This window comes from Pseudoalteromonas sp. Bsw20308 (genome assembly GCF_000310105.2).
GTDB classification, from domain to species: Bacteria; Pseudomonadota; Gammaproteobacteria; order Enterobacterales; family Alteromonadaceae; genus Pseudoalteromonas; species Pseudoalteromonas fuliginea.
Window position 1 is genome coordinate 2186499 of record NZ_CP013138.1, and the last position, 25946, is coordinate 2212444.

Genomic DNA, 25946 nt, shown 5'->3' on the forward strand with positions numbered 1-25946 from the left:
TCTTAAAATTTTATTATATTTGCTGCATACCGAACTGCTTTATTTGTTCCAATAATGCGTTATTAGTGGGCAGTTTTTTAAGTAATTGTTCAGTGTGCCTCAAATTATTATTTACCAGCGCTTGCGCCTTTTTAAAGTAACAGTCTGGATTGTTATGTAGCTCTGTTGAGCTTAAAAATCCCATACCATAAAGCACATATTGATAGCTTGCTGCAGGAAATACTTCTTGTGAATGATCAAAATGGTTATCACTTGGCGTATGAAACGTCCAAATAGCTAGGTTATCTTTTAAACTTTGCGGTATAGTTTGCGTGCAACAATGCGCCTGCCAAAAAGGACTATCGGTACGTTTGCTCAATATATAGTGCAACTTTAAAAAATCGATTATTCGCGCCCACCTGTAGCTAAAAGTACGATTAAAACGCTCTGCTGTTATTGCCATGAGACATTCATTGTATGGAAATTGCTCTGCAACAAATTTAGCGGATATCTCCACCAGTAATAAGGCTGATGCCTCTAATGGCTCTAAAAAGCCTGCAGAAAGTCCTATGGCTACACAGTTTTTATGCCAGAACTTTTCTCGATGACCCGGCTCAAAAGTTAACTTTTTAACCTTATACTTACTTTGCTGCGCTTGATTAATATTTAAGTAGTCAAATAATTGTTGTTTTGCCTCATCGTCACTTATGTAATTACTTGCATACACATGCCCTACGCCACGGCGTGTTTGTAATCCTATATCCCAAATCCAGCCCGATGTTTGTGCTGTAGATAAAGTATGCGAGCATATTGGTTCGTCATCTTTGTATGGCATGTGTATGGCAAGCGCACTATCAGCAAATAATACATCTTTACAAGATTTAAACCCCACCCCTAAGTTCTCACCTAGTAATAACGATTTAAAGCCACTGCAATCGATAAATAGATCTCCTGCTATCTCTATTTTATTATTTAGGCTAACGCTTTTAATATCGCCATTTGTGCAATTGTTTACACCGACGACAGTGCCTACAATGTGTTTAACATTAAGATTATCAATGCAGTGGTTTTTTAAAAATGTAGCGAATAAGCCTGCATCCAAGTGATAAGCATAATTTGCTATTGCACTAAATTCGGGTGTGGTGATTTGTTTGGGAGCTAATCCGCTTTCGCATATTGATTGCTGCGCACTTACATACTGGGCAAAAGGAGGTTGTGCGTTATTAATATTAAGCCAACTGGTGGCTAAATTATTTTCAAACATCCCCGTAGGTAGCTCAAGCGGGTGATAATAGTAATCATCATTTTCTCCGGTTACCCACTTAGCAAATTTAGCACCTTGCTTAAACGACACATTACATTTTTTAATAAATTCAGTTTCACGAATACCCATGTCTTTAAGGGTTCTGCGCATAGTCGGCCACGTTCCTTCGCCAACGCCAACTGTAGGAATATCTGAGGACTCTAACAGCGTTATATTTATTTTTTTGCTGTGATGTTTTTGCAAATACGCCGCAATTATTCCTGCACTTAGCCATCCTGCAGTTCCACCGCCAACTATTACTATTGATTTAATATCATCGTTCATAGCAACCTCCTTAGTTAAAAGGCAAAAACGACAGTGCTGAGCTGTCGTTTTGTATTATTTGTCAAAAACTAACTTACCATTTAGCACTTAAGCCAATGCTAAAGCGCGGACCATATTGCTCAGCAGATACTAATTGCTCTGCAAAACGACCATGGCGGCGTGTTGTTTCATTCGTTAAATTAAGTGCATCAAAGCTAACACCCAAGGTGTCGTTAATGGTGTAATTAAAACTAAAATCTAGCTGACCATACGCCTCTGTAAATGTAGGCTCAGTTCCCAAAGACAGTAAGAAATCATCGCGCCAGTTATAGGCTAAACGTACTTGGTAATCATCGTTTTCGTAAAAGCCGACCAAATTACCTGAATCGCTTAGTCCTGCTAGTGCAATTGTTTGGTCAAAATCATACGGTTTAAACGATTCATCGCTATTCACTATCGTATAATTAGCAACCACGCCAAAGCCTGTATCAGGCACCATGTACTGCGCATTTAATTCCCAACCATCTACTTCACGATTTTGAAGATTATCTGGCGTTGCAATATCAAATGTAACAATCGGGTCTGTCGCTTGGCTTAAACATGCTGGGTTAGGTGTATCTGAACTATCGGGACAACCAGGGCGGGGGTTAACACTTGGATCGCGTAACGGCTCGCCATTTACATCATTTAGCGTGCCTTGCACTACGCCTGCACCAATGAAGTTTTCAACAAACTTTTTAAAGTAACCAACTGATGCATAGCTTCCGTCGTCTCCATACCACTCAACTGAGAAATCAAAGTTATCTGACGTAATTGGCAATAAGTTAGGGTTACCTTGCGATGCATTAAACGGTCCTTCAGGACGGGCGTTAATGGTAGTTGATGGGAACATACCACCAATACCTGCACGAGCTAATGTACGACTATATGAAAAACGAGTTTTAAAGCCGTCATCTAAGTCGGCGCTTATATCAAAGTTTGGTAATATACGTGTATAACCGCCTTCAAGCTCCTGCGGTGTTGCTGTTGCAGCAAATACAGGGCGAAGCTCTTCAGCATGACGATAGTTAAAAGCAACAACCCCAGGCTTGACTGAATAACCTGTTACATCGGTGTCTTCGTAGCGCACACCGACATTCATATCAATTGGAATATCGTTAAATTCGGTTTTAAGATCAAATGATACATATATCGCGAGCGTTTGCTCCTCAACCCCATTTGTAGAAATATTTGGCTCAATAAATAATCCTTCATCTCTGACAATATCTACAAAATCGTTGGCACTGTAACGTGGAATAAATGGAAATAGCTGATCCGAACCTGAAAACTCATCAGCAAAGTCACCTTGTTCATCAAAGGTTAGCCCTAGGTTGTCTAGAGGAATATCCACAAATGAGAACTGCTCAGAAAGATAAGTATCAATTTGGTAATCGGTATACATTACACCAAAATTTATAGCGCTGAGTGCCCCACTCTTCAAATTCTCCCATTGTCCACTTGCATGATACTGCTTAATGGTATTTTTCATTTCATAACCACGGCGCTGATATAAATCTGACACAATATTAGCTGGGTTGTAAGCCCCACCCGCCAATGTTGAATCATCAACCCCAATACTCGGAATATCACCAGAGAAGTTAGCACTGATGGATTTAACCGAACCTGGGACATTCTTTAAATTTGCAATTGTTTCAGCTGTATCACCATCTGGGTTTGAGTGTGATGTAGAGTTATGAGCGTCAAACGTAAGTTTCAATGAATCGCTTGCTTGCCACGTTAAATTTAAGCCTAATGAATCGTTTTCTTTTTCTTCGTAGAGCTCCCACGCCCAAAAATTTAGCTCATCGTTAGTATTTTTAATATCAACTAACGTACCGTTGGCATCGGTTGTACCTGTTGGGTTATCAAACCAAAACGCCATTTTATTGGTATTACTCGTTTCTTCAAAGCGCGATAGCGTGTAATCAAGCGTGGCTGTAATATTATCATTAGGCGCATACTGTAAAACCAACTGCGCATTTTGGCGTTCTCGCTTAGTTTCAAAGCGCTCCATTTCTGGCGTCCAAGGTACCCAATAAGTACCCGTTGGATTAACTGTTGTATCAATTGCACTGCTATCAACACCGGCAGCATTTGCTCGGTTACGTACCCAACCTTGCGATGTACCTACGCGCTCTCGGCCACTTTCTCGCTCTGAATGCGACAGCGCAAGTAAAACACCAAACGTATCATCAGCGAATGTTTGGCTAACCATTCCCGAAATTTCTGGTGTTACGTTTGATTTCTCTGAGCTGGTGTCTTTAATTGCCTTTGCATTTGCAAATGCTTTAAAACCGTCAAAATCAAATGGTTTTGCTGTATTTATATTAATGGTTGCGCCAATACCACCTGAGGCTACATTCGCTTTACCCGTTTTATAAACTGATACGCCCGACACACTTTCAGCCGCGATTTCTCTAAAGTTAAAGCTGCGAGAAACTCCCGCTTCTTGTAAAACCGAAGAGTTTGGCATTTGACGACCATTTAAGGTTACTAAATTAAAGCCAGGACCAAAACCCCGAACACTAACTTGGTTGCCCTCATTGTTTGCACGGTCGATTGATACACCACTAATACGTTGCAGCGATTCAGCTAAGTTAGTATCAGGTAACTTACCAATGTCTTCTGCTGATATAGCATCTACGACGCCTGATGAATCTTGCTTTATTGACGCAGATTTACTTAATGCGCTTCTGATACCTGTTACTTGGATAACTTCAACATCACTTTGTACAGTTGTCTCGTTTTCCTGTGCGGCGTAACTTACTGGAGAAGTTATCAGCATTGCCGCGCAAATCGCATTTAATTTGAATTGTGTGTTAGTCATTATTGCACCTAAATATTGTGTTTATAACTTTTAACCATTAGCAGGTTATCTATGGGCATTATCATTGTTAAAATAACATTGTTAAAATAACATTGTTAAAATAACATTGTTAACAATTAACTTTACAGTAATGGAATTTAACTAACCAAGTCAAACAAATTGACCATTTATTTTACAAATAACGTTTAGTTTTCGCTCAAGAATGAGTGGGAATAAATATTTAGTGAGCTAAAAAGGCGGTATAAAAGTTAATTTTTCGCGGCGCTGGTTAAGAGGTTTATCGACATATTGAGCCATAAGGATATTTAAATTTATCTTTCGAGGCTGAATTTGCAGCAGTATGTTTGACTTTTAGGCAATGCAGAGCCTGTGCTGTGTCGCAACGCAGCATAAATGCCAAACAACCGCTATCCTTGGTTCCTCCAAGGCGCGAGTTAATACTTAAGCGTTAAAACTAGGTTTAGCGCGCCAATAATGATGTGATTTTTTGTGCTGTGCTTTTAAGTTCATCAATAACACATTGCTTATTTGAAGAAGTATTAAGTGCTGAATCAAAAGACGAAATGGTAAGCGCGGCTATTAACTTTGCATTAGGCTTACCTATTAATACGCTAAAGTCGTGTACACCAGCGATCAGTGGGTTATTTTGTACAAGGTATCCTTGCTCTTTAATTAAATCGAGCTCGTTCAATAACTGATGACATTCATTTTCATAAGCACTATACGTTTCATCGTGTTCAATTAGCATCTGGCGCACTTCGTCATTACTGTTTGATAAAAGTACTTTACCTGCACTGGAACTACTCAGCGTAAATAAAGCCCCTTCAGCAATACTTAGATGCATTGGACTTTTGCTACGCGCTTGCACAACAACCATTGCTTGGCTTTGATACAACATACTTAAATGGCAAGACTGCCCACTATTTACAGCCAAATCTTCCATATGCGGTAATGCCGATTGCAGTACATTATCCATAGGGGAGATACTTCGTGATAAATTATAAAGCTTTAACGACAGACAATATCTGCCCGACTCCAGTGAGCGAACTAAATAGCCACGCTTTTCAAGGCCCACGAGCACTCTGTATACCTCATTAGGTGTTCTAGAAATACCAGATGCTATTTCACTTTGCGTACAAGGTGCGTTATTTAGAGCTAAAAACTCTAATATATCCAAACCTTTATCTAAAGCGGGCACTGCATATTTTGCTTTTGACTTATCGTTCATAGATGTCCTTTGTTTAAATTTCAACCTAAAATAACTTGTATCTTTATATATAAATTTAAAAATTTTTTTGACTACAAAAAACAATTTACTTGTTTATAATCAAACACCTAGCAAATAAAAATCAATTCATATATAAATGCAGTATTTTTATATAAATTAAACTTGACCTAAATGCATAACCGATCAAGTATTGTCAACAATAAACAAATAAATAGAAAAATGGAACTACATTTATGTCACACACTTATTTAACACCACAACAAATAGCTGATTTTCACCGTGATGGTTATATTATTGTCAAAAATTACTACAGCGCTGATGAAATTGAGCTACTACAACAAACTGCTTTTAATGACGATACACTCTATGAACGAGCATGGGACAAAAAAGACGCCGATGGCGCTGTAAGTAAAGTCTGTTTATGGCAAAAAACAGGCGACGATTTATACAGTATGTTTTCTCGCGGTCGTCGCTTAATTGAAGTATGCGAAACACTTATTGGCGAAGAGGTGTACCACACCAGCACTAAAATTATGATGAAAGAACCATTTGTAGGTGGCGCCTGGGAATGGCACCAAGATTTTGGCTACTGGCATCGTGATAATTACATGCTTTATCCAAAATCAATTAGCTGTATGGTCGCCATTAATAAAGCGACGCAAGAAAATGGTTGCTTGCAAGTACTTAAAGGCTCACATCATTTGGGACGATTGGATCACAGTAAAACCGGTGACCAAAAAGGCGCCTGTTTAGAGTTTGTAGAAGAAGCAATGAAGTACCATGAACTTATAAATGTAGAACTTGAACCAGGTGATGTACTGTTTTTCCACTGTAATTTACTGCATAAATCAAATCAAAACCGCGCTGCCGAACCTCGTTGGTCAATGATCAGTGCTTACAATGCGATTAGCAACCAGCCATTTAAAGAAAACGAAGCTGTTTATTATCCATTAAATCGCGTTAACGATGATGCTATTTTAAATTTTAAAGCAAAAGAACGCACTTAAAGTAACCTTCTAGCCTAAACCAGCTTATGCATTATAGCCCAATGCATAAGCTGGTTTTTTTATATGGAAAATTCTGTATGTTAACCTCAGAGCAAAAACACCTTATACCTCACGCTACTCCTAAAAATGACGAAGACCCACACGGGAAAATAATTGGCCAAGGTAAATTTAAATACAAAATAGACGCCCACTGGGGAAAGTTAAACCCCAATAAATACCCTATAGAAAATTGTCATGCGATGGTGATGGACTCACAAGGGAGAATATTTATGATCACCGATAACACGACTAATAATATTTTAGTGTATAGCCAAAACGGTGAATTACTTGACGCTTTTGGAAGCTCTTTTCCTGGTGGACACGCTATAAAAATTGTAAAAGAAGGCGAGCAAGAATTTCTATACGTTGTAGATAGTGGCTGGATTGTTAATCGCCACTGGGATGGTCACAGCACAGAGCAATGGGATAGCCCTACTAACAATGTCATTCCACAGGCTGGCTTTATTGCCAAAATGACCTTAGATGGCAAACTAATATACAGTATCGGCCATCCACAAACGTGCGGTGCTTATAAACCCGAGCAACCTTTTCGCCCTACTGACATTGCCATTGCCCCCAATGGGGATTTATATGTCACCGATGGTTATGGCAGCGACTTTTTGCTGCATTATGATAAACAAGGTCGCTATATAAACCATTGGGGCGGTCACCATAATGAAGACAAAAATTACAATTTACACAACACCCATGGGGTTGAAGTAGACTTACGTGATCCCTTAAATCCTACATTAATAGTAAGCTCTCGTTTTGAGCAATGTTTAAAAGTATTTTCGTTTGATGGTAAGTACCTTGATAGAATTAGCGCTAATGGGGCATATATTGGCGGTCCCGTGTTCAAAGGTGAACTATTTTATGCACCAGTTTGCTGGTCGCATATTGACAATAAAAATGCTGACGATTCTGGTTTTATTAGTATATTTGATAAAAGTAACACGCTAATAGCTAATTTAGGGGCACCGCAACCGCAGTATATAAATGGAGAACTACAGCCGATGCAAAGTAACGGGGACATTTTTAATCACGTGCATTGTATTTGCGTAGATCAAGACGACAACTTATATGTAGGTCAGTGGAACTCCTCTAAAACATACCCAATTAAATTAATAAAACAGTCATGCTAAGTTTAACGCTCTGAGAATAGTGTTTATTTTTAATAATGAGTACCTTGTACTCATTGTAAAGCATAAAACTCACAGGCTTAACAGCAAAAATACACCTAAAGCCATTCCCAGCATATTTAGTATTAGTTTATTTGTATTGTGTTAGGCAGTAGTAGCGATACAAATAAAAAAACTGCGAAGCTATCATATAGATAAACCCGCAGTTTGTTTATTACTAAACCTTTATTACACGTTTTTAGCGAGTAATACGTTTACTCATTTTAAAGTTTTGTAATGTTAGTGAACTAACTGCACCACCACTGTCAGGGAATGTAACTTCAATATTGTTAGTTTTTTTAATGTTATTATATGGCACTGGAATTTCAATAACACCAAAGAAACGCTCACGTCCAAGGCCACCATTTTTTTGATCATATCCTCTAAAATCAGTAGGAATAGCGACTCTATTCCCATTAACAGTTACAACTGGCGTTAACGACTTACCATGAGGGCGGCCAACACCTAAGCGCAATGTAGCCTCGCCATTAGCCCCTTTATCTACATTGTTAATAGTAAAGAACTGGGTCGCGTTGGCTGCAATATTTTTAACTACTGCACTTGCGTAATGCTTAGTCTCTTGATTAATATTGTTAATAACAACATTTTTTTGGTGACTCACTTTAATTATCATGGTTGACTCAGAGCCTAATACAACAGAGCTTGGTAGTGTTGTTCTGTTGCTGTTATCCAATACTGGTTTGCCTTGGGCATTAGGATATAAATGCTTAATATTTACACCCGTTACGTTGTTAGAACCCTTGCCTAAAACACTTAAATCAATATTGGTCGGCGAAAATTCAAGGCTGTTTAATACCAAATAAACATCTTTGCCATCAACATACGCGTCAGCTTGAATATCCATATCGCTTGCCCAGCTATCTATTCGCGTCCCTTTTATATCAGACCATAACTGGTAAAACTTAACCATTTCGGTGTAAACCCATTGCTCGCCGGTTTCACCTTGACCTTCTTTAGCTTGACGCAGTAAACGCCAGTAATAGGGAATAGTGTCGCTTATACGGCCCCATTCTGCTTTTAATGGAATAAACGGAATGGCTTTATCAATACGGTTTGGCCTTTCCATAAAGCTCATCAGCATAGAGCTCATTGCCTTTAGACATAACCAGTCACGTTGCGGTGTCCATTTAGTACCAAATGAGCCTTGTAATTGAGAGCCATATTCGGAAATAACTAACGGCTTAATACTTCCCCATTTATAAGCCATATATTGCTCAACCATATCAAGGGTCGCTTCCATATTGCTGCCTTTTCGGTACTGTATTTGATGCTGACCACCAGGGCCACCTGGGAAATTTGGAAAGTCATATAAGTGCATCGAAATAAAGTCCATTTTATTTCCTGCAATATCTAAAAATGCCTTGTCGCGTTGCTTCCAGTTATCGAAAAATTGTGACCCTTTTTCATAATCAGGAAACGCCACCGTAAAGCCCCCTACTTTCACATCATTCAGTGCAGGGTTAGCATTAATCACATCAGCAACTGAGTTATGCAATCTAAAAATGTCATAGAGGCTTTCTTTATCATAACCGGTATGCGGAAAGTCGTGCAGTTCAAACAGTGGCTCGTTCATTACCTCAACATACGTTGGGCGCTTTTGACCAAGGCTATCTGATGGGCCTGATTTAAAGTATTTTTGTAAAAACTGCGCCATGTAGTCGCCCATGGCTGTACCTAGTGGTTCAGCCGCAGTATCTCTTTGTGAGAAAGACCAATTTTGATTACCAATTTTAGTGCCATCAGGATAATAAGGATGTTGCTGTGCAGCGACAATTAAATCGCTGTTACGCCCTTCATGCTTTCGCATTGTTTTAGCTTGAGCTGTTGTAATATTGGTGTAATTCCATTTTACTCCGCCGCCATTTGTTGTTGCGGTTGCCGCGCTTGCATAACCTGGTTTTGCTGAATCTTCTGGTAATTGTGTTAGTTGATATTTCATGCCCCCTGTATCACGACCAAAGTACACATCGTAATCTTCTAAAAAATGGGTCATTAAATCAGGATCAGCATTAGGCGCATTTAAGCTTTGAGCGTTATTTCCAAACCAGTCACTTTCGGTATTTGATGAATGTAACGTAATAAATTTACGACGATCGAAGCTATCAAACTGTCCTACAGCATGTTTTGTATCAATATTAAACTGCACTTTAACAGCGTGCACATTAAAGGTACTTGAAAGTAATAGCGCACTCGAAACCGCACAATACAATGATCTTTTTTTCATAACTGTTACCTATCTTGGTGTAAAAATTAATCCTTTGTGTAAAGGCATGGAACTCACAATCAATATAATGTTAACAATTAACAAAATGCAACGATTAGTTAAAGTTTTGTTCAAATTTCACACTTTAGTGGTAATTAACGGGACTAAGTTAACGCCGTAAATGAACAAGCTGAACACCCTATTTACAACTAGGTATTTAGAGAGTGTTAACTTTTTGAGGTTGAATTTGCTGCAGCATGCTTGGTTTTTAGCAAAACCAGAACCCAAGCATTTGATAAAAAATATTTTATGTGTGACTTTTAATTACATTCTAATTATTTCAGACGTTTTTCAGTGTTAACAATTTGTTGTTATTCATTCAAAAGGAAGATGACTAATGATCACATTGGCTAACTTATTTTAGTGGGACTCACTCATAAAAAGTAATCTATAGAATTGCTGAATAGAATTTAATAAGTAACAGATCTGATTAACAAATATAAACTTTATGAGTAAACTGGCTCAAAAATAAAGCATTTCTTTTTGTCATTTATAGTAAACATAAAAAAGCGCTGAGGGTATAAACCACCAGCGCGTTATTAATATCAAGTTAAGTCCACAAAAATCACATTCAATGGGGGCTAATTATACTTTTAAATACTTAACCTTCCTCTTCAATAAGTGACTCTAGTAAGTCATGTATTTCAGCTTTAAGCTCTTTGTCTTCAATTTTATTAGCACTGACTTTAGCGTTTTGTAAGTTTTTAATCGCTTCGTCTTTTTGACCTATTTCTAACTGTAACGTAGCCATTGAAAAAGCAACCGATGACATATGATCTTTGTTATTAATTGCAATTGACTTCTCTAACGCTTTTTCATAAGTGGTGATCGCTTCTTCTAGCTCTTCGGTAAAATCAGCTAGGGTTTCCCATTGCACTGGGTGATCTTTAGACGTATTTTCGTTTTCCATACAAATAGCTTTTAATTGAGCAAATAAAGACTCAAACTTTTCACGATCATTTTTATTAGCAGCCGTCATTAGTTCTTCTGCTAAGTCGTGTACCGCTTTGTATACTTTTGTGTTCATCATTACGTGTTACCTTTTAATGCAGCTAAACTCAATTACTCACTCAATTTAGCCAAAATATAGCATTCAGCCATTACAAAACATGTTTTAACAACTGATTTATTTAATTTGGTCTATAGCGTAATAATACATTAATAATAAACATCGGGTAGGCGTTAAACACTTTGTGATTAAAATTTTACCGAAATTATTGCTTGTAACCTTAAATGCGAAATAAACTCGCAAGCCAATCGAAGGTAAAGATGGTTGTAAATACCTTAAGCGCAATAACAGCTATAAACAATAAGAGAATTAGCGCTTTAGCTTTGTTACTTTTAAGATTGTTCCAATACAATAACTTTGCATTAAATTCTGTTTTTAACTTTGAAACAGCTTCTTTCATGATAATTCCTGATCAAATATTTTTGTACAGTAATTGTAACAACCACAAGTTACTCAAACTGATTTCATAACATTTTTAACTACCTTTAGAGTAAACCATTTAATAATGTCTGCACTATATAAAATGTAACAAGGGATTTTTCATCTAGATTAATGCCGTAACTACTGTGTACACACAAATTAAAGGGATGGTTTTTTAATTAAGCAAACAGCGAATAATAAATTCAGTGCTACACTCACAGCTAACTTAAACTCGTTGACAACCAATTCAATTAGCAAATTATGAAACAATGTAATCAATGCGGTAAGTGCTGTATTAAATACGGTGGTGGCGATTTAAGCGCATCAAAAGAAGAAATTGATTTATGGGAGCTTTTTAACCCCGAAATCTATGAATACGTGAAAAACGACGAAATTTGGTTTGACCCAAAAACAGGATTGAGACTAGATGCTTGCCCTTTTTTAGAAATTGCGCCTAAAAAAGATCCCTTGGCTAAAAACATGTACACCTGCAGTATTTATCTCGACCGCCCAGAGGACTGTCGCCACTACCCTAGCCTCATTCCTGAAATGATCAGAGACGAATGCGAGATGATTGAAGCTATCGACATAAAGAATCAAACCAGAGCTCAACATAAACTCGATATACTTATGATTGATAGTCGATAATTCTCTTTTAAACTGCAACAGGTTATTGGTTAGTTTTTATTTTTAAAAAAGAGTAAATCTGTATACCAACAACCTATAGCAACTACAATAGAGCCAAAGCAAATTAAAAAAAAGGGCCCTATAGGCTCAACCCAACCTATTGAAATAATTATAATAAATGGAGTTGCACTCGCTAAAAGAACCATAGGTAAATTAAAAACATTAAATTTTTTTAATAAAATTGATATTGGTACCCCATAAACAAGTAGTGCGGGATAGACATAAAATAAGCTTCCGCCGACCATTGCAGCCGAAAATACTATTGCATCTAAATAGCTTTTTGAGGGCTGAGATCCAAACAGAGCAAATACAATAGCAAGTAAGGTACAAGCAGGAAATAAGGCTAAAGGGCCTATCAATATAACAGCAATAAATTTGATAAATAATCCCTTTTAATCAGGTGTTGTTCTGTGCCATTAAGCCTTAAATTACTGTGTATCTATGCAATAGATTTTGAAGAGCTTTTAACACAGTAAATGAGAACCTCAATACGTTAGGATAATCATGTCGATAACAAGGCATCTGTATTCTTTTCCGCCAATAGCACAAGCAAATATAATACACATTAAGATCAATCACTAATGCATACGAATTATGCCATCTATTTTTAAAATTTAATAAGACTTCTGTGATAACTAAGGCCACTAATAATTAGTGACCTTGCTTTTTATAACATAACAAATAGTTAGTTTTTTAAATTAAATATCATCACTGTACTCAAACGCTTGAAGCGTCACGCTACTAACAAATCCGCCATCATCTGGGTATGTAACTAATATCGTATTATTGGTTTTTAACAGCTCGTTTGGAACTTCGATTTCTAGCATGCTAAATACTTGTGGGCGAAATACTTGCTCATCACCGGCATAATCGGTTGGTACAGTAACTAAAGTGCCATTTACTTTAACGATAGGTTGTTGAGCTAAATCATGCTCTCTACCAAAACTTAAACGCAATATACCTTTACCATATTCACTTGTTTTTACATCGTTAATGTTAAATTTAAGCGCTGTATTGGCTTTAATTGGCTGTTTGTAGGTTGTTGCATAGTATTTATGCTCGTCAGACTCAGCAGTAATTTTTATATTGTTGCTGAACGTATATTCAATAATTACTGTGGCTTCTGCGCCTATGTTAATGCTTTTTGGTAACTCATTTTTTACACCAATATTTTGTGATGTTGTTGTAAGTGTTGACTCACCATTAGCAAAGTGCAAGTGCTTAATTTTAATGTTATTAATCGGATTGCTTGGTAGCTCTGTTAAATTTAGCAAGGCGCTATTAGCACTTGTTTCTAAATTACTGATAATTACATATGCCTTGTTCTTGTTTACGTAACTATCTACTAATAAGTCGGCTTCATTTGAGTCAGTATTAACACGTGTGCCATTTACATCTGACCACAATTGATAAAATTTAATAATGTCGGTGAATACATATTCATCGCCTGTTTCACCTGTTTTTTCGTCATTGTGGCGTAGCAAACGCCAAGCATAATCACGCCCCTCATTACCACTCCACTCTGCTTTTGCTAAACTAAATGGAATGGCTTTAATTATGAGATTAGGTTTAGCCATAAATTGCATCATCATAGGGCTAAACGATTTCATAGTTTGCCAGTCATTTATTGCAGTCCATGGCGTTGCTTCTGTTTTATGGTCACGCCCGCCGTATTCCGAAATCATGAAAGGTTTTACCTTACCTAGCTTAAGCTTTTCGTATTGCTCCATCATGTCCATAGTGGCTTCTATACGGGCTCCTTTAAAGTTAGCAACGCCTTTATCGCGGTTTAAATAGCCAAAGTCGTAAAGATGAATCGAAAAATAATCCATGTATTCACCGCTGGTATCTAAAAATAGCTTCATTCGCTCATCCCAACGATTAAAGTTGTTATCGTCAAACCATGGAAAGGCAGTGGTGTACCCACCAATCTTAATACTTGTATTAACTTTTCGTATGCCCTGGGCTACTTCGTTATGAAAAATAAATGTATCGATAGGCTTACCGTGATGTACATCAACAAGTTCGTAAAGTGGCTCATTAAGTATTTCAAGGTATTGTGGCCGTGCTGGGCCTTTGTTCGGTCCTTGGTTGTCATTTCGATAAAATTCATTTACAAAATTTCCCATATATTGACCCACAGCATCGGTATTAGCAAAGCTCCATTCGCCTTTGCCTTTATGATTACCAATCCAAAACTGATTAATTTGCCCGCCTATCATTACGTGGGCTTTATTATCGTATTTATGAAGCTTCGACAACGTTTTACCATAATAATCTTCGCGAGCAGTTTTGCCATAAGCAGCGATACTCTCAGGGCTTGCGTACCCTAGGTTATTTGAGGTTTGCTCAACTTGAGTCGCGTAATACGGCATAGAACCATTATCGCGACCAAAGTACACATCAAGGTCGTTAAGTAAGTAGTCAAGCTTATCTTCTTCCCCCTTCCAATCGGTTGTTGTTAGCATCGAATGCATAACAATGTATTTGCTTCTATCAAAGGTTGATAGGCCGTCAATACTTCGCTTTACGTTTAAATTTACGGATACTTCTGGCTGCGCGACTAAATTGCATGATGCAGTACATGCAAATGCAATTAAAAGTGAGCTAATGACTTTCATGTGTTATCTCCTTATTTTAATTGTGTGTGAGTTTTGCTTTCTAATTGAGCAAAAAAGATCATAGTTTTAGCTACATGTTCGTGCCAATACTCCCAGCAATGGGTGCCTGCAAAAATATCGAACGTATGAGGAACATTTTCATCAACTAGCTTTTTTGCAAGCGCAGTATTAGCACTAAAAAGTACATCGTCTTTTCCGCAATCAAATCGCAGTGGCGGTAATGTCTTTTTATTCGCGATCAATGTTTTAAACACGTCGCCTTTGTACTTATCAGTGGTTTTTTTTAGTGGCTTTAGAGTATGTTCATCAACAAAGTGATTAAAGTCGTCAAGCTCAGTAATTGATGAATGCGCTGATATACCGCTAAAAATAGTTGGATGCTTTGCACCTAAACATAATGCTCCATACCCTCCCATTGAAAGGCCCGTAATATAAATATTTGATGAGCTCGAGCACATTGGTTGAGTTTGAATAACAGCGCTAATCACATCATCAACTATCCATGCTTCATAATCTGCATTTTTAAGTGGCAAATACCCGCTGCCCTCAGCGTGTGCTCCATCTGATGGCATCACTAATACAAACTCGTTAAGGCCACTGCTACGAAGCTGCTGATACACTTTATGTACGCCCCCTAGCTGGCTCCACATCCAGTGGCTACCATACACACCATGCAGTAATACAATTATAGGTACATTTTTATTACTGGTTGCTTCTTGGTAAATGCTTATATCACCTCGCCCTTTTAAGTGACTGCTATACGCGGTTAGCGTTACAAAGTTATCAGCGGTGTAACAGTTATTTGATACCTCTAAACGATGAATTGCCATTTTATGCTCCTTTAATCATCAAACACGACGACACCTTTAGCGATACGCCCTGCTAGCATGTCGTCAAAGCCTGTTTGTAACTCATCTAACGAGTAAGTTTTTGTGACTAGCTCATCGAGCTTGAGCTTTTTTGCGTCATAAAGGTCTAGTATTTGAGCAAAGTCGCGCTTAGGATTACATTGCCCGTAGAGCGGATTTATATAAATTTTATCCCACTCAAATAATTCGCAATCAAAATCTATTTTTTGCTCAATGCCACTCACTTGCACCGCAACGCCCGCGCTGCGTATTAATGCTAATGGCGCGGAGCCAAGTGCCGGCACTGCTGTACACTCAAAGGCATAATCGGCTCCGCGACTATTTGTTAGCGCTTTAACTTCGTTTATCATATGAACTAAATCAGGGTCATACTTTTTAGCAAGTACAGTATGTGTAGCACCAAATGCTTTAGCTTGTGTTAATCGCTCCGGTGACAAATCAATTGCTATTATTTTAGCGGCGCCTGAAATTGCAGCCCCTTGTATTGCATTTAGTCCTACGCCTCCACAGCCTAATACGGCAACTGACGAACCTGCTTTTACTTTAGCGGCATTAACCACTGATCCGTAACCGGTCATTACACCGCAACCAACAATACTTGCACTTGGAAAAGGAATGTCACTGTGTATTTTTATAACTGCAGCAGCCTTAACAACGGTGTATTCGCTCATCGTACCTAAATGAAATGAGCGCTCTAAGCTATTGCCATTATGCTCACACGCTTGTTTACCTGCGTGTCCGCATAAACCATTGCCAGTTACGGGGCTATTTACTTCACAAATGTGTAAATTACCCTCTTGGCACTGGAAACACTCACCACACGGAATTGCCCAATTTAGTATTACTTTATCGCCAATAGTAAATTCCGTTACACCTTCGCCCAACTCAACAACGGTTCCTGCGCCTTCATGACCAATGATAAATTTTTTATTCCACGTTTTAATGGAATCCCAATCGGTATGACAAATACCTGAGGCTTTTATTTTAATTTTTACTTCGCCAGTACTTGGTTTTCCGACATTAACGGTATCGAAGAAAAAACCGCCTTTTCCATCTGCAATTGCAGCTTTTGCCTTGTACATGTAGACTCCTAAGTCTCTAAATATAAGTATTATGTTATGAAGCAACCGACAATTTACTGTGAACCGTTTTGTATAAAAGACGGTTACGATTTCGAAATTCATCATGTAAGTTATCTTCAGCACGATAGCTATTCATGTTTTATGCACTTTCATCAGGTGCACGAATTTATATTTTTTGAACAAATTGATGGCACGTATTTTTACCATCAGGGTGAATCAACTTTGTCTGATTTTGAGGCCGTTTTTACGCCTGCAATGGAAACGCATGATTTTGCTTTAAACCCACGTCCTAAATCTTGGTATATTGTGCAGTTTATGCCTGAGCGCCTTAACGACCCAGCCCTACAAGAGTTTTTAGATCTATTGAAAACCGGTTTACATCTAACATTTAGCGTTGAACTACAAAAAAGAATCCATAAACTACTCGCATGGATGTTGAGCGAGTTTAACGAAAACCCAAAAAGTAAAACCTGCAAACAACTGTTTAATAGTTTAATAACCATGGTGTGCGAATACGGTAAAAGTAGTTTATCTAACCAGCAAAAACCGTTGAGTGGTTCAGCTAGCTTTAAAAAGTTAACACCCGTTGTTAATGAGCTAAAAACAAAAAATGGCCTCAATCTTTCGCTAGAGCAAGCCGCAGCACTTTGTTATTTATCACCTTCGTATTTTTCACGAGTATTTAAAAAGCATTTTAGAGTGCCGTACTCCGACTACCTTATTCAGCACAAGCTATATAATGCCGCACGACTACTTGGGCAAAGTGATGCCTCGGTAACTGATATTTCTTACGACTTGAGTTTCTCCAGCCCGTCGTATTTTATTAAGCAGTTTAAGCACCATTTTAAAGTTACCCCTCACCAGTATCGCCAGCAGCTACGTCTCAAGTAGGTGTTGCTTTGCAAGCGGTGTTGCTAAATCACTTAATATCCGCTTATTAACCTTTATATTTTGCTTTATAGCCTGTGTACCAAGTACGTAGGCTTTAGCATGATTAACCGCTTCTACACACAACAATGTGTCGTTATTAAAATACCAAAGCGAAAATTGTTCCGGTGACTCTTCGCGTACGACAATTTCGTTATACCCTTGTGATAAACCCACTATCTGTAGTTTGTACTCGTATTGATCTGACCAAAACCAAGGTAAAGCAGGAACCGGTTCACTATTTTTTGCTAAAAACTGTGCAGCTGTTTTGGCTTGTTCTACTGCATTTTGAACCGATTCAAGTCTTATCCATCTCTGATAAATTTTATTAAAATGTGAGGTACAGTCACCGATAGAAAAAATATCAGGGTGTGAAGTTTGGCACACTTCATTTACTTTAATACCTTGTTCGAGCGCTAACTCTGCAGTCACTGCAAGCTCGGTATTAAGCCTTACCCCAACGCCCACTAAAATAAAATCGGCGGGATATTGAGTGCCATCACTGCATACAACATAATGTTTATTAGCTGTGTGCTTTATTTGTACAACATCTTTTGCTGTTTGCAAATCTACCCCTTTGCTTATGTGCAATTGAGTTAAAAAGTCAGACATAACAGCTGATGTAACACGCGAGAGTATGCTTTGTTGTTTTTCAATTACCGTTACTTTTGCACCTAACGCTATAAACGATGACGCCGACTCAAGGCCAATGTAGCCGCCACCAATAATGACAACCTGTTTATCATTACTTTTATTGAGTGCTGTTTTTATTGCCACTGCATCTGCGTGTGTTCGCATCGCAAAATATTGTGCATTTCCTTTATCGTCAACGGTATCAATAAGCCCTTTAATAGGCGGAATAAAGGGCGAACATCCCGTCGCTATCACTAATTTATGAAAGGCTATTTGCTTTCCACATTTCAGCGTAATTGTTTTACTTTGTTTATTAATTGCAGTAACACGCTGGCCCAAGCATAAATCTATATTGCTATCGGTATAAGCTTTTTCTACTTTTAATGGAGTCGATTTTACATCATCCGATTGCAACGTTTTTTTAGACAAAGGTGGCCGATGATATGGCAGCTCTGGATCGCTGTCGAGTAACGTAATTTTACCCAGCCAACCTTGCTGGCGAAGGGTAAAAGCAAAGTTAACCCCGCCATGGCTTGCGCCAATAACCACCACGCTTTGCTCAAGTAGATTTGGTTCTGTATGTGTGTTTTGCATAATGCTGTACCCGCTTTTAATTGGCTACTCTGAAGGTCATGCCATCAATATTGTCAGACACCTCAATTTGGCAACATAAACGGCTGTATTGCGTTACGTTATCGTCCAGCTCTAGCATGTCGCTTTCTATCTCATCGGGTGTACCTACTTTTTTAAAGTCATCCGGTGTTAAGTAAATATGACACGTTGCACACGAACATACACCGCCACAATCACCATCAATACCAGTAACACCATTTGCTGATGCTAGTTCCATTAGCGAGCCACTGTCGCCCTCAACTTCAACTGCATCGTTTGTTTTGGTTATAAATATTACTTTCGCCATCGTATTAATCCTCTACTTTTACTTGTTACTGTATTTATTTAACTATTTTGTACGGTGTTTTTATTTTGATTTAAAGCTAACGTGCAGACTGTTAAAGCCTACCTTTCTTGAAAATTCACCTAGTTTTTCAATATTTTCATCTGCTTTTATTGTCTCTATTTGAGCAACTTTATTAGCAAGTGATAACACTAGTTGACGCAGAATTTGGCGAGCATGCGTTGCGCCCAAACAATTGTGATGGCTAAAACCAAAACTAATATGCGGGTTAACCTTTCGGTCGAAGTCGACATTGTTGGGATCTTTGAATACCTTTTCATCACGATTAGCCGACGCCCAACATAACGAAACTCGTGTGTCGGCTTTTATAGCGTGCTCACATACGCTTGTGTCTTGCGTAGCGACGCGGCCCATTTGCGTAAGCGGCGAAAAATAGCGAATGAGTTCTTCTACGGCCCTGTTTAATATTTCAGGCTCATCATCAATACGCTTTAAATCACTGATGTTTTCGCTAAAGTAGGCAATAGAGTTTGTGATCGCGTTTATAACGGTGTCGCGCCCCCCTGCAAAGGTCAGGATCATCACACCTTTTACTTCTTCTTTACTCAGCTTTTTACCGTTCGCCTCTGAATTTAAAAGCACTGAATATAAATCATCACCCGGGATTGCAATGGCGTTTTCTATTTGCTCATCAATGTAATCGTATAGAATATTGGCTTTATCGCTATCAAGGTCACTATCTTCACTTCTAAATACGTGCGTACCCCAATCTATCCATGTTTGTGCTTTATCCATTGAGGTATTAAGTAACAGCGTTAACGCTTTAGATTGCAGCGGGAGTGCAAATTGTGACACCACATCTAACGACTCGGCTTTGAAGGCATTGTCTATTGTTTCATCAATAATAGCTTGTAAGCGCGCTTGGTAACCCTCATCTAATGGACGCTTAAACCATGGATTTAATAGTTCACGAAAACCGCCGTGCTCAGGTGGGTCTACTTCAAATGGGATTTGACGTGTTTTACGTATTGCGACTTCTGATGGAATTACAATACGCCCTGGTTTAGCTCCTGATTGAAAAACAGCACAATTATGCGCCGCTTTACGTACATCTTTTAGACCTAATATCATATTGACGGGATCGTTTTGATCGTCCATTTGTCCCATGCCACTTGCTGTGCGTTTTGTTAAAAATGTATCAGGGAAATCGCTCACACCTATTATTTTTGACGTCATAATAAAACCTAACACTGTAATAAATGAATTTAGATACAACATATTAAGGGCAACTTTATGATGGAAATACACGCATTTTGCTTAAAAATGGTAGTTTCATGCTTTTTAATACAATTTAAAAGCATAAAAAAGCCAACAGTTTATGTTGGCTTTTAGTGGGGATGTGAGAGTTACTAACTAATTTAATTTGTATTGCTTATTCAGCAAAGAGTGCATTCCTTTATAGCAATCTAAAGCTTTACCACTTACTTTGCAATTTGGGTTGTGGTAAATGCCAATTCAGATAAATCTCTGAATAATTAAATATAAAATATTGCCTCTTTAGAAAACAATTTTTTAACGTTAAATACTCCTATTATAGTGGATTTAATATCAACAGCTTGCACTGTAAGTAATGTAACTATTTTTATAAAGGCGCCCACAAGAGCAATACACATAAGATTTAATTTATGGTGGATTATTCATCACTCCTTGTTAAATAATCACTTCACTGCTCTTGTGGCCGCACAACGACTCGTTTATTTTTTACTAGGAGTGCTTAACTAAATGTGGTTTAACGAGTTGTGGGTCAAACTCGACACCTGTACCTATTATATCTGGCGCGCACGCTTTGCCGTTTTCAAGTTTTAAAGGACGCGTTGTGTATTCATCAATAGGAAAAGAATGAACCTCTAAAAAACCAGCATGTGGCTGAGATGCCAGTAGTGATACATGCAGTTCATGCATACCATGACTGCAAATAGGTAAGTTATGGGTATATGCCATACTGGCTACATGTAACCACCCTGTTATACCACCAATATTTGATGCATCTGGTTGTAAAAACCCCAATTTAGCTTGGTCAATTGCATAGCCAAACTCATGCAGTGTGTGTAAATTTTCGCCCATGGCAAGCGGTATTGAGGTTGCTTGTGCTATGCGAGCAAAACCTTTGTAATCATCTGGTATGGTGGGCTCTTCAAACCATGTAATATCATATTTTTCAATCGATTTTGCAAAGCGAATTGCTTGCTCCACACTCATCGAGTAATTAGCATCGACCATGAGTATTTTGTCATTACCAATTAAATTGCGTACTGCAGCTACACGTTCTATGTCTTCTTTAAAATCTGGTTTACCCACTTTAATTTTTACGGCGTTAAAACCACGATTTAAATAACCACCAATATTATCAAGTAGTTTTTGCTCACTAAAGTTTAAATCTATACCACCTGCATAACATTTTGTGTTATCACTACTGCCCCCAGCAACTTGCCATAAGGGTGCATTTAAACGTTTACATTTAATGTCCCACAGCGCTATATCAACTGCTGAAATAGCAAAACTAAGTAAACCACCACGGCCTACATAATGTAGATCCCACTGTAACTTATCCCAGATTGCCATAATTGACGTTGAATCTTGGTTAATTAACCCCGGTTTAATTTCGTCATTAAGGAGTGAATAAATTGCACGTCCACCTTTTCCACCAGTATAGGTGTAACCCATACCTTCAAAGCCGTCATGGGTCATTATATGTAATGCAATAATTTCAAAGTGAGTGTGATCGCCATGTTTAGCATCACTTAATACTTCAGCTAGCGGAATTTGGTAATACTCTACTTTTACACTTTTTATTGTTTGTGATGATACTTTCATTAAACCACCGAATTAGTTCACATAACACTGTTCATTGTTAACAATTTACAACACGATTGAATTATTGTAAAGGTCATGTCATTAATAAAATGAAATTAACTTGTGAGACTTTTTAAAGGTAATTGTTTTAAACTGCAAAATGTCAAAAATAAATTTGCAGTTTACTGAAGGTATATTTACTTGAGCCAGATCTGTTTAACAGATATAAAAGTATCGCCTTGTTGCCCCATATAAAAAACCCAATAAACACTAACAATTAACACTACAATTCAAAGGTTTATGATTTATTTTCACTTTAAATCAAGCGCTAATAACTGTGTATGCGCGGTTATATAAACACGGTTCTGTTGAGTATTAAATGCCAAATTAGCACTCATATTTGGCGTGGTAATTTTAGCTAATAGTTCAGCCTTTTTATTAAATAGCCATAAACCATTGGGTCCTGTAGCAAAGATAATCCCGCTTTTATGTACTTTTAAACCATCAGGTAATCCTTTGCCGTGCTTTGCAATTGGTGGCAGCTGATAAAACAGTGATTTGCTAGTAACACCTCCATTGCTATTTAAATAATACTGGTACCAAGCGGGTTTATTTTCATTCGATGCAGCTACATACAAAATTTTGTTATCATTCGACAACGCAACACCATTAGGATAAATTAATTCGTCGTCTAATAACGTTATTTCTCCTGTATCTTTAACCGAATACACACCTTGAAAACTTAACTCTTTATTTTCGTCATTTAGCTGCTTAGGAAGTCCATAAGGTGGATCACTAAAATAAAGTGTGCCTTTGTTATTAAATGCACCATCATTTGGACTATTAAACTTTTGACCATTAAAGTGACTTACTATAGGTAAGTAATCAGATTTTGGGGCGCTTAAAGGCGCTTTCATTTTAGATACAACACGAGAGCGAGATTGCAAAAGAACAAGCTCGTTTTGTGCATTGACCAATAAGCCATTTGAGTAGCCGCTTTGCGCTAGATATAGGCTAACACCTTTACCTGGCGTGTATTTATATACTTGATGATTAGGTATATCAGAATATAACAAATACCCCCCTTGATTTACCCACACGGGTCCCTCTAGCCATTCATACCCAGAGGCAAGTATTTGCAATGGCATCTTTAAGTTGAGTACCTCAAGCGCTTGTTCATTAAATATTTGATACGGCCCCTGCTCATACAATGGTTTTTCGGTTGGTTCGGCTAATGCTATCCCCGTTAAACCAAAAGCACTTAAATACAAAGCAGTTAGAACGTTAATAATGTGTTTAATTTTTATCATTGCGGTACCTGCGCTCATATAAAGATTTATTCACATTTTTAGCTGCATTAACGAGTGGTTCGTAAGGAATATCAGCCACATTTACGAAACCCACATTGTAGTTTTCGCCATCGTATGCACGCCCTGTTAAAGGTGAGTCTATATATTGAAACCAATGCGCGCCGACAAAATAAGGGTTATCAATTACGCTATTCATATAATTTTGGTATTTTGATCCGCGCTCTTGCTGCGATTGAGTATGTATTAGTCCAGGGTTTAGCAGACCCGAATCAAGAGCTCCATTATGAAACTCGCCAATAATACTTGGCATATCTATATCCGACAAAAACTCCCAAAACTCTTGGTTTAAGCCTTCTCGATAATAATTGTAACTCATTACATCAACGTGAGCTGCACTGGCGGCTCTAATTTCAGGAGTCATTCCCCAATCGGCAAAACGCGCTCCCATATTTAACTGATTTGGTAAGTGTTTGGTAATTGCTTCATCCACCACTGCAAAATACTGATTAGCATAATGGAACAACATCGCTGATAAATCGGTATTAACGTGATCGTTAAACTGGGTTAAAGTCACTCCCTCTGCAAACTCATCCCACGATGAGAGTGTTGTATTCCATGCTTTATTTAATTTACTTATTTTGCTGTATTTATTTTTCATTAAAAGTACAAATTCAGCTTTAGTTGGACTATTTTTGGCATTATTTTTAAGTGTATTAATGGCAATGCCGTAACGTGTGGTATCTGAATTCATCATGCCCCAGCTTTTTTCGTTATCAATAAACACTCCAACACACCATGGACTGTTTTTGACTTGCTGAGCTACTTTTGCAAGTGTTACATCGGCGCGCTCAACAAATAAAGGATCGAATGGATCTGGTAGTGGGCTCCAATAATCGTTACCGCTGCTTACTGTTTTAAAGTTACCAATGATCCATGCATTTGCAAAATAAGGTAATTTTTTAGTATGGTAATACTGCTCTTCTATCCAGTTACCAAACGATGTAAAACCCCACGACAACATACGATTAACGGTTGTTTTTTGCCATTGTTTCATTAATTCATTGTTGTTATGTGTCTGATACTTTCGCTCTAAGTTCGCGCGATAAAAGCTAAACGTTTCGCCTTTTTTAACTGCTCCACTGTGTACTTCGCGTCTGTAGCCATAATTATCGGCAAGGGGATCGTCCTGTTTTGGTAGCCAGTTAAACATCTCAGCTCTGAGCTTTGAGTTTTGATAACGTGTTGGCCAAGCAGCTACAGGCGCTGGGTTTAATCCAAGTGAGTCTTCGGGTGTTAAGTCGCCAGCTTCGCGTTGTTTAATATAACTTCGATCAAAATCGTAGCCAGTAATCGTTGAGGTGTTTGCCATGCGGACGTTATCGATACCGGTCGAAAAATACAGATAACCTTCTGGGTCGACTAAACTCCATTTACCTTTGTATTTTTCGGTTCTAAAATACCCTGTAGCCTTTAATTGCGGGCCATTTTTCCAGCCGCTAAACTTAGAGCGCCCTTGCAGTGGTTGTGCTTGCAGCTGAGCTTGTTCCTTTTGTGAGATAACTAATAGCTGCTCAGTTGACGTAACCTTGTTAATAAAGTTTAACTTTGCATTCTGTCCAAATTCATCCACCAACCCTTTGAGGTAATTTACATCAAAATTAGTTGGTTTTATCAAGCGTAAGTTATCAATTAAAAAACGTTTATCTTCAAGTAAGCCCTTTACACCAAGCGACACCTTTACAATGCTGCTTACATCTATATTTTTTTGCCCACCCCTATAAATAATAGGTGTATAACCGCTATGCCAACTGGGTGGATTTGAGCGAATGCCTGAGTTTATATTAAGGTTAGCGCCTTTAAGCTCGATGTAATAAGTGTTTTCTGAGTGCCCGGGTACAACGACACTGCGTGTTTGTGACTTGCCTGACTTATCGGTAGTTTTCACATAAATATGGGTGGATGCGCTATTAGGATTTTGAATATCAATCGCAAGGGCAAAGTTACCAATAGCTTGCCAATCCCAACCTTGTGGATTAACGAACTCAAAATCGCTTTCGGTGTGTGATTTAGAGTATAGATTTACTTGTAATTTATGATTGCCACTTTGCTCAACAAGTTTAGTAGAAGCATTAATGGTATTTATATTATCGCTGTAATTGTTTTTTTCGAAATCAAAAATAACAAGCTGTTTCTTAAAATCAACGACTGTATTGTTCGGTTTTTTTTCTGATATTTTTCCATTATTACACCCTGCAAGTCCTACTAAACAGCAAAGCATTAGTGTCAATCTTACGTCTTTAGGTATGTGATTCATGTTGAGCCTATTATTGTGTTGGTTTAATAGCGAGCTTTAAAGTAGCAAAGCTAAAAGCATTTAAAACTAGGTAGGATAATTACACAACACTGAAACCAAAACAATTAACTGTTAACAATAACAGCAAATCTAAAGATACACTCTGATTATAAAAAGT

Annotated in this window: 20 protein-coding genes; 4 read left to right on the forward strand and 16 right to left on the reverse strand. The window is 38.0% G+C overall.

The features are described 5' to 3' along the window. Positions 1 to 13 precede the first annotated feature (13 nt). The 3 genes from D172_RS09385 to D172_RS09395 form a co-directional block, all read right to left on the reverse strand. Entirely contained in the window at positions 14 to 1567 is a 1554-nt protein-coding gene (locus tag D172_RS09385; protein ID WP_007378082.1) for a tryptophan halogenase family protein, read from the reverse strand. Between the two features lie 73 nt (positions 1568 to 1640). Then, positions 1641 to 4412: a TonB-dependent receptor gene (locus tag D172_RS09390; protein ID WP_007378081.1), complete on the reverse strand. Its 2772-nt coding sequence runs from the start codon at positions 4410 to 4412 to the stop codon at positions 1641 to 1643. 460 nt (positions 4413 to 4872) lie between these two features. Continuing rightward, positions 4873 to 5640, reverse strand: a complete 768-nt coding sequence (locus D172_RS09395; RefSeq protein WP_007378080.1) for an IclR family transcriptional regulator — start codon at positions 5638 to 5640, stop codon at positions 4873 to 4875. A gap of 233 nt (positions 5641 to 5873) precedes the next feature. Here D172_RS09395 and D172_RS09400 point away from each other — a divergent pair, with 233 nt between their 5' ends. Together D172_RS09400 and D172_RS09405 are read left to right on the forward strand one after the other, a co-directional pair. After that, a complete protein-coding gene (locus D172_RS09400) occupies positions 5874 to 6647 on the forward strand; it encodes a phytanoyl-CoA dioxygenase family protein (RefSeq protein WP_007378079.1) in 774 nt (257 codons plus the stop codon). A 77-nt stretch (positions 6648 to 6724) separates the two neighbouring features. Continuing rightward, positions 6725 to 7828 (forward strand): hypothetical protein, encoded by a 1104-nt coding sequence (locus tag D172_RS09405; RefSeq protein WP_007378078.1) that lies wholly within the window; start codon positions 6725 to 6727, stop codon positions 7826 to 7828. A 235-nt stretch (positions 7829 to 8063) separates the two neighbouring features. Here D172_RS09405 and D172_RS09410 read toward each other — a convergent pair whose 3' ends face one another. The 3 genes from D172_RS09410 to D172_RS09420 form a co-directional block, all read right to left on the reverse strand. Then, entirely contained in the window at positions 8064 to 10109 is a 2046-nt protein-coding gene (locus D172_RS09410; protein WP_007378077.1) for a hypothetical protein, read from the reverse strand. 640 nt (positions 10110 to 10749) lie between these two features. Next, a complete protein-coding gene (locus tag D172_RS09415; protein ID WP_007378076.1) occupies positions 10750 to 11178 on the reverse strand; it encodes a hypothetical protein in 429 nt (142 codons plus the stop codon). Positions 11179 to 11377: 199 nt separating this feature from the next. After that, a complete protein-coding gene (locus tag D172_RS09420; protein ID WP_007378075.1) occupies positions 11378 to 11557 on the reverse strand; it encodes a hypothetical protein in 180 nt (59 codons plus the stop codon). Between the two features lie 281 nt (positions 11558 to 11838). Here D172_RS09420 and D172_RS09425 point away from each other — a divergent pair, with 281 nt between their 5' ends. Beyond that, positions 11839 to 12225 carry a YkgJ family cysteine cluster protein gene (locus D172_RS09425; RefSeq protein WP_007378074.1) on the forward strand — a complete coding sequence of 129 codons (387 nt, stop codon included), beginning with the start codon at positions 11839 to 11841 and terminating at the stop codon, positions 12223 to 12225. A 29-nt stretch (positions 12226 to 12254) separates the two neighbouring features. On the opposite strand, the gene D172_RS09430 is transcribed toward D172_RS09425, so the two are convergent. The 4 genes from D172_RS09430 to D172_RS09445 all read right to left on the reverse strand — a co-directional run bounded on the left by D172_RS09430 (position 12255) and on the right by D172_RS09445 (position 16836). Next, positions 12255 to 12623: a hypothetical protein gene (locus tag D172_RS09430; protein ID WP_033023785.1), complete on the reverse strand. Its 369-nt coding sequence runs from the start codon at positions 12621 to 12623 to the stop codon at positions 12255 to 12257. Positions 12624 to 12962: 339 nt separating this feature from the next. After that, a complete protein-coding gene (locus D172_RS09435; RefSeq protein ID WP_007378072.1) occupies positions 12963 to 14885 on the reverse strand; it encodes a hypothetical protein in 1923 nt (640 codons plus the stop codon). Positions 14886 to 14896: 11 nt separating this feature from the next. After that, on the reverse strand, positions 14897 to 15715 hold the full coding sequence (locus D172_RS09440; RefSeq protein WP_007378071.1) for an alpha/beta hydrolase: 819 nt from the start codon (positions 15713 to 15715) through the stop codon (positions 14897 to 14899). Positions 15716 to 15726: 11 nt separating this feature from the next. Next, positions 15727 to 16836 (reverse strand): Zn-dependent alcohol dehydrogenase, encoded by a 1110-nt coding sequence (locus D172_RS09445; protein WP_007378070.1) that lies wholly within the window; start codon positions 16834 to 16836, stop codon positions 15727 to 15729. A 141-nt stretch (positions 16837 to 16977) separates the two neighbouring features. Here D172_RS09445 and D172_RS09450 point away from each other — a divergent pair, with 141 nt between their 5' ends. After that, positions 16978 to 17727 carry a helix-turn-helix domain-containing protein gene (locus D172_RS09450; protein ID WP_007378069.1) on the forward strand — a complete coding sequence of 250 codons (750 nt, stop codon included), beginning with the start codon at positions 16978 to 16980 and terminating at the stop codon, positions 17725 to 17727. Here the strand turns inward: D172_RS09450 and D172_RS09455 are convergent. The 6 genes from D172_RS09455 to D172_RS09480 form a co-directional block, all read right to left on the reverse strand. Further along, the gene (locus tag D172_RS09455; RefSeq protein WP_007378068.1) at positions 17713 to 18990 is read right to left on the reverse strand and encodes an NAD(P)/FAD-dependent oxidoreductase; all 1278 of its coding nucleotides are present in this window, start codon (positions 18988 to 18990) and stop codon (positions 17713 to 17715) included. The two genes, D172_RS09450 and D172_RS09455, sit on opposite strands and share 15 nt — an antisense overlap. A gap of 16 nt (positions 18991 to 19006) precedes the next feature. Further along, positions 19007 to 19315, reverse strand: a complete 309-nt coding sequence (locus tag D172_RS09460; RefSeq protein WP_007378067.1) for a 2Fe-2S iron-sulfur cluster-binding protein — start codon at positions 19313 to 19315, stop codon at positions 19007 to 19009. Positions 19316 to 19375: 60 nt separating this feature from the next. Further along, the gene (locus D172_RS09465) at positions 19376 to 20548 is read right to left on the reverse strand and encodes a cytochrome P450 (RefSeq protein ID WP_007378066.1); all 1173 of its coding nucleotides are present in this window, start codon (positions 20546 to 20548) and stop codon (positions 19376 to 19378) included. Positions 20549 to 21076: 528 nt separating this feature from the next. Continuing rightward, entirely contained in the window at positions 21077 to 22186 is a 1110-nt protein-coding gene (locus tag D172_RS09470) for a mandelate racemase/muconate lactonizing enzyme family protein (RefSeq protein WP_007378064.1), read from the reverse strand. A 290-nt stretch (positions 22187 to 22476) separates the two neighbouring features. After that, a complete protein-coding gene (locus D172_RS09475) occupies positions 22477 to 23475 on the reverse strand; it encodes an SMP-30/gluconolactonase/LRE family protein (RefSeq protein ID WP_007378063.1) in 999 nt (332 codons plus the stop codon). Then, on the reverse strand, positions 23462 to 25753 hold the full coding sequence (locus D172_RS09480) for a beta-galactosidase (RefSeq protein WP_007378062.1): 2292 nt from the start codon (positions 25751 to 25753) through the stop codon (positions 23462 to 23464). Before D172_RS09480 ends, D172_RS09475 begins: the two co-directional genes overlap by 14 nt. Positions 25754 to 25946: the final 193 nt, after the last annotated feature.

What these genes read in the sequence shown, in the direction of transcription:
- D172_RS09440 (WP_007378071.1), bottom strand. Translation starts at nt 15,715, where the DNA reads ATGGCAATTCATCGTTTAGAGGTATCAAATAACTGTTACACCGCTGAT.
- D172_RS09450 (WP_007378069.1), top strand. Translation starts at nt 16,978, where the DNA reads ATGCACTTTCATCAGGTGCACGAATTTATATTTTTTGAACAAATTGAT.
- D172_RS09390 (WP_007378081.1), bottom strand. Translation starts at nt 4,412, where the DNA reads ATGACTAACACACAATTCAAATTAAATGCGATTTGCGCGGCAATGCTG.
- D172_RS09410 (WP_007378077.1), bottom strand. Translation starts at nt 10,109, where the DNA reads ATGAAAAAAAGATCATTGTATTGTGCGGTTTCGAGTGCGCTATTACTT.
- D172_RS09480 (WP_007378062.1), bottom strand. Translation starts at nt 25,753, where the DNA reads ATGCTTTGCTGTTTAGTAGGACTTGCAGGGTGTAATAATGGAAAAATA.
- D172_RS09405 (WP_007378078.1), top strand. Translation starts at nt 6,725, where the DNA reads ATGTTAACCTCAGAGCAAAAACACCTTATACCTCACGCTACTCCTAAA.
- D172_RS09465 (WP_007378066.1), bottom strand. Translation starts at nt 20,548, where the DNA reads ATGACGTCAAAAATAATAGGTGTGAGCGATTTCCCTGATACATTTTTA.
- D172_RS09420 (WP_007378075.1), bottom strand. Translation starts at nt 11,557, where the DNA reads ATGAAAGAAGCTGTTTCAAAGTTAAAAACAGAATTTAATGCAAAGTTA.
- D172_RS09460 (WP_007378067.1), bottom strand. Translation starts at nt 19,315, where the DNA reads ATGGCGAAAGTAATATTTATAACCAAAACAAACGATGCAGTTGAAGTT.
- D172_RS09470 (WP_007378064.1), bottom strand. Translation starts at nt 22,186, where the DNA reads ATGAAAGTATCATCACAAACAATAAAAAGTGTAAAAGTAGAGTATTAC.
- D172_RS09415 (WP_007378076.1), bottom strand. Translation starts at nt 11,178, where the DNA reads ATGATGAACACAAAAGTATACAAAGCGGTACACGACTTAGCAGAAGAA.
- D172_RS09400 (WP_007378079.1), top strand. Translation starts at nt 5,874, where the DNA reads ATGTCACACACTTATTTAACACCACAACAAATAGCTGATTTTCACCGT.
- D172_RS09435 (WP_007378072.1), bottom strand. Translation starts at nt 14,885, where the DNA reads ATGAAAGTCATTAGCTCACTTTTAATTGCATTTGCATGTACTGCATCA.
- D172_RS09445 (WP_007378070.1), bottom strand. Translation starts at nt 16,836, where the DNA reads ATGTACAAGGCAAAAGCTGCAATTGCAGATGGAAAAGGCGGTTTTTTC.
- D172_RS09395 (WP_007378080.1), bottom strand. Translation starts at nt 5,640, where the DNA reads ATGAACGATAAGTCAAAAGCAAAATATGCAGTGCCCGCTTTAGATAAA.
- D172_RS09385 (WP_007378082.1), bottom strand. Translation starts at nt 1,567, where the DNA reads ATGAACGATGATATTAAATCAATAGTAATAGTTGGCGGTGGAACTGCA.
- D172_RS09455 (WP_007378068.1), bottom strand. Translation starts at nt 18,990, where the DNA reads ATGCAAAACACACATACAGAACCAAATCTACTTGAGCAAAGCGTGGTG.
- D172_RS09475 (WP_007378063.1), bottom strand. Translation starts at nt 23,475, where the DNA reads ATGATAAAAATTAAACACATTATTAACGTTCTAACTGCTTTGTATTTA.
- D172_RS09425 (WP_007378074.1), top strand. Translation starts at nt 11,839, where the DNA reads ATGAAACAATGTAATCAATGCGGTAAGTGCTGTATTAAATACGGTGGT.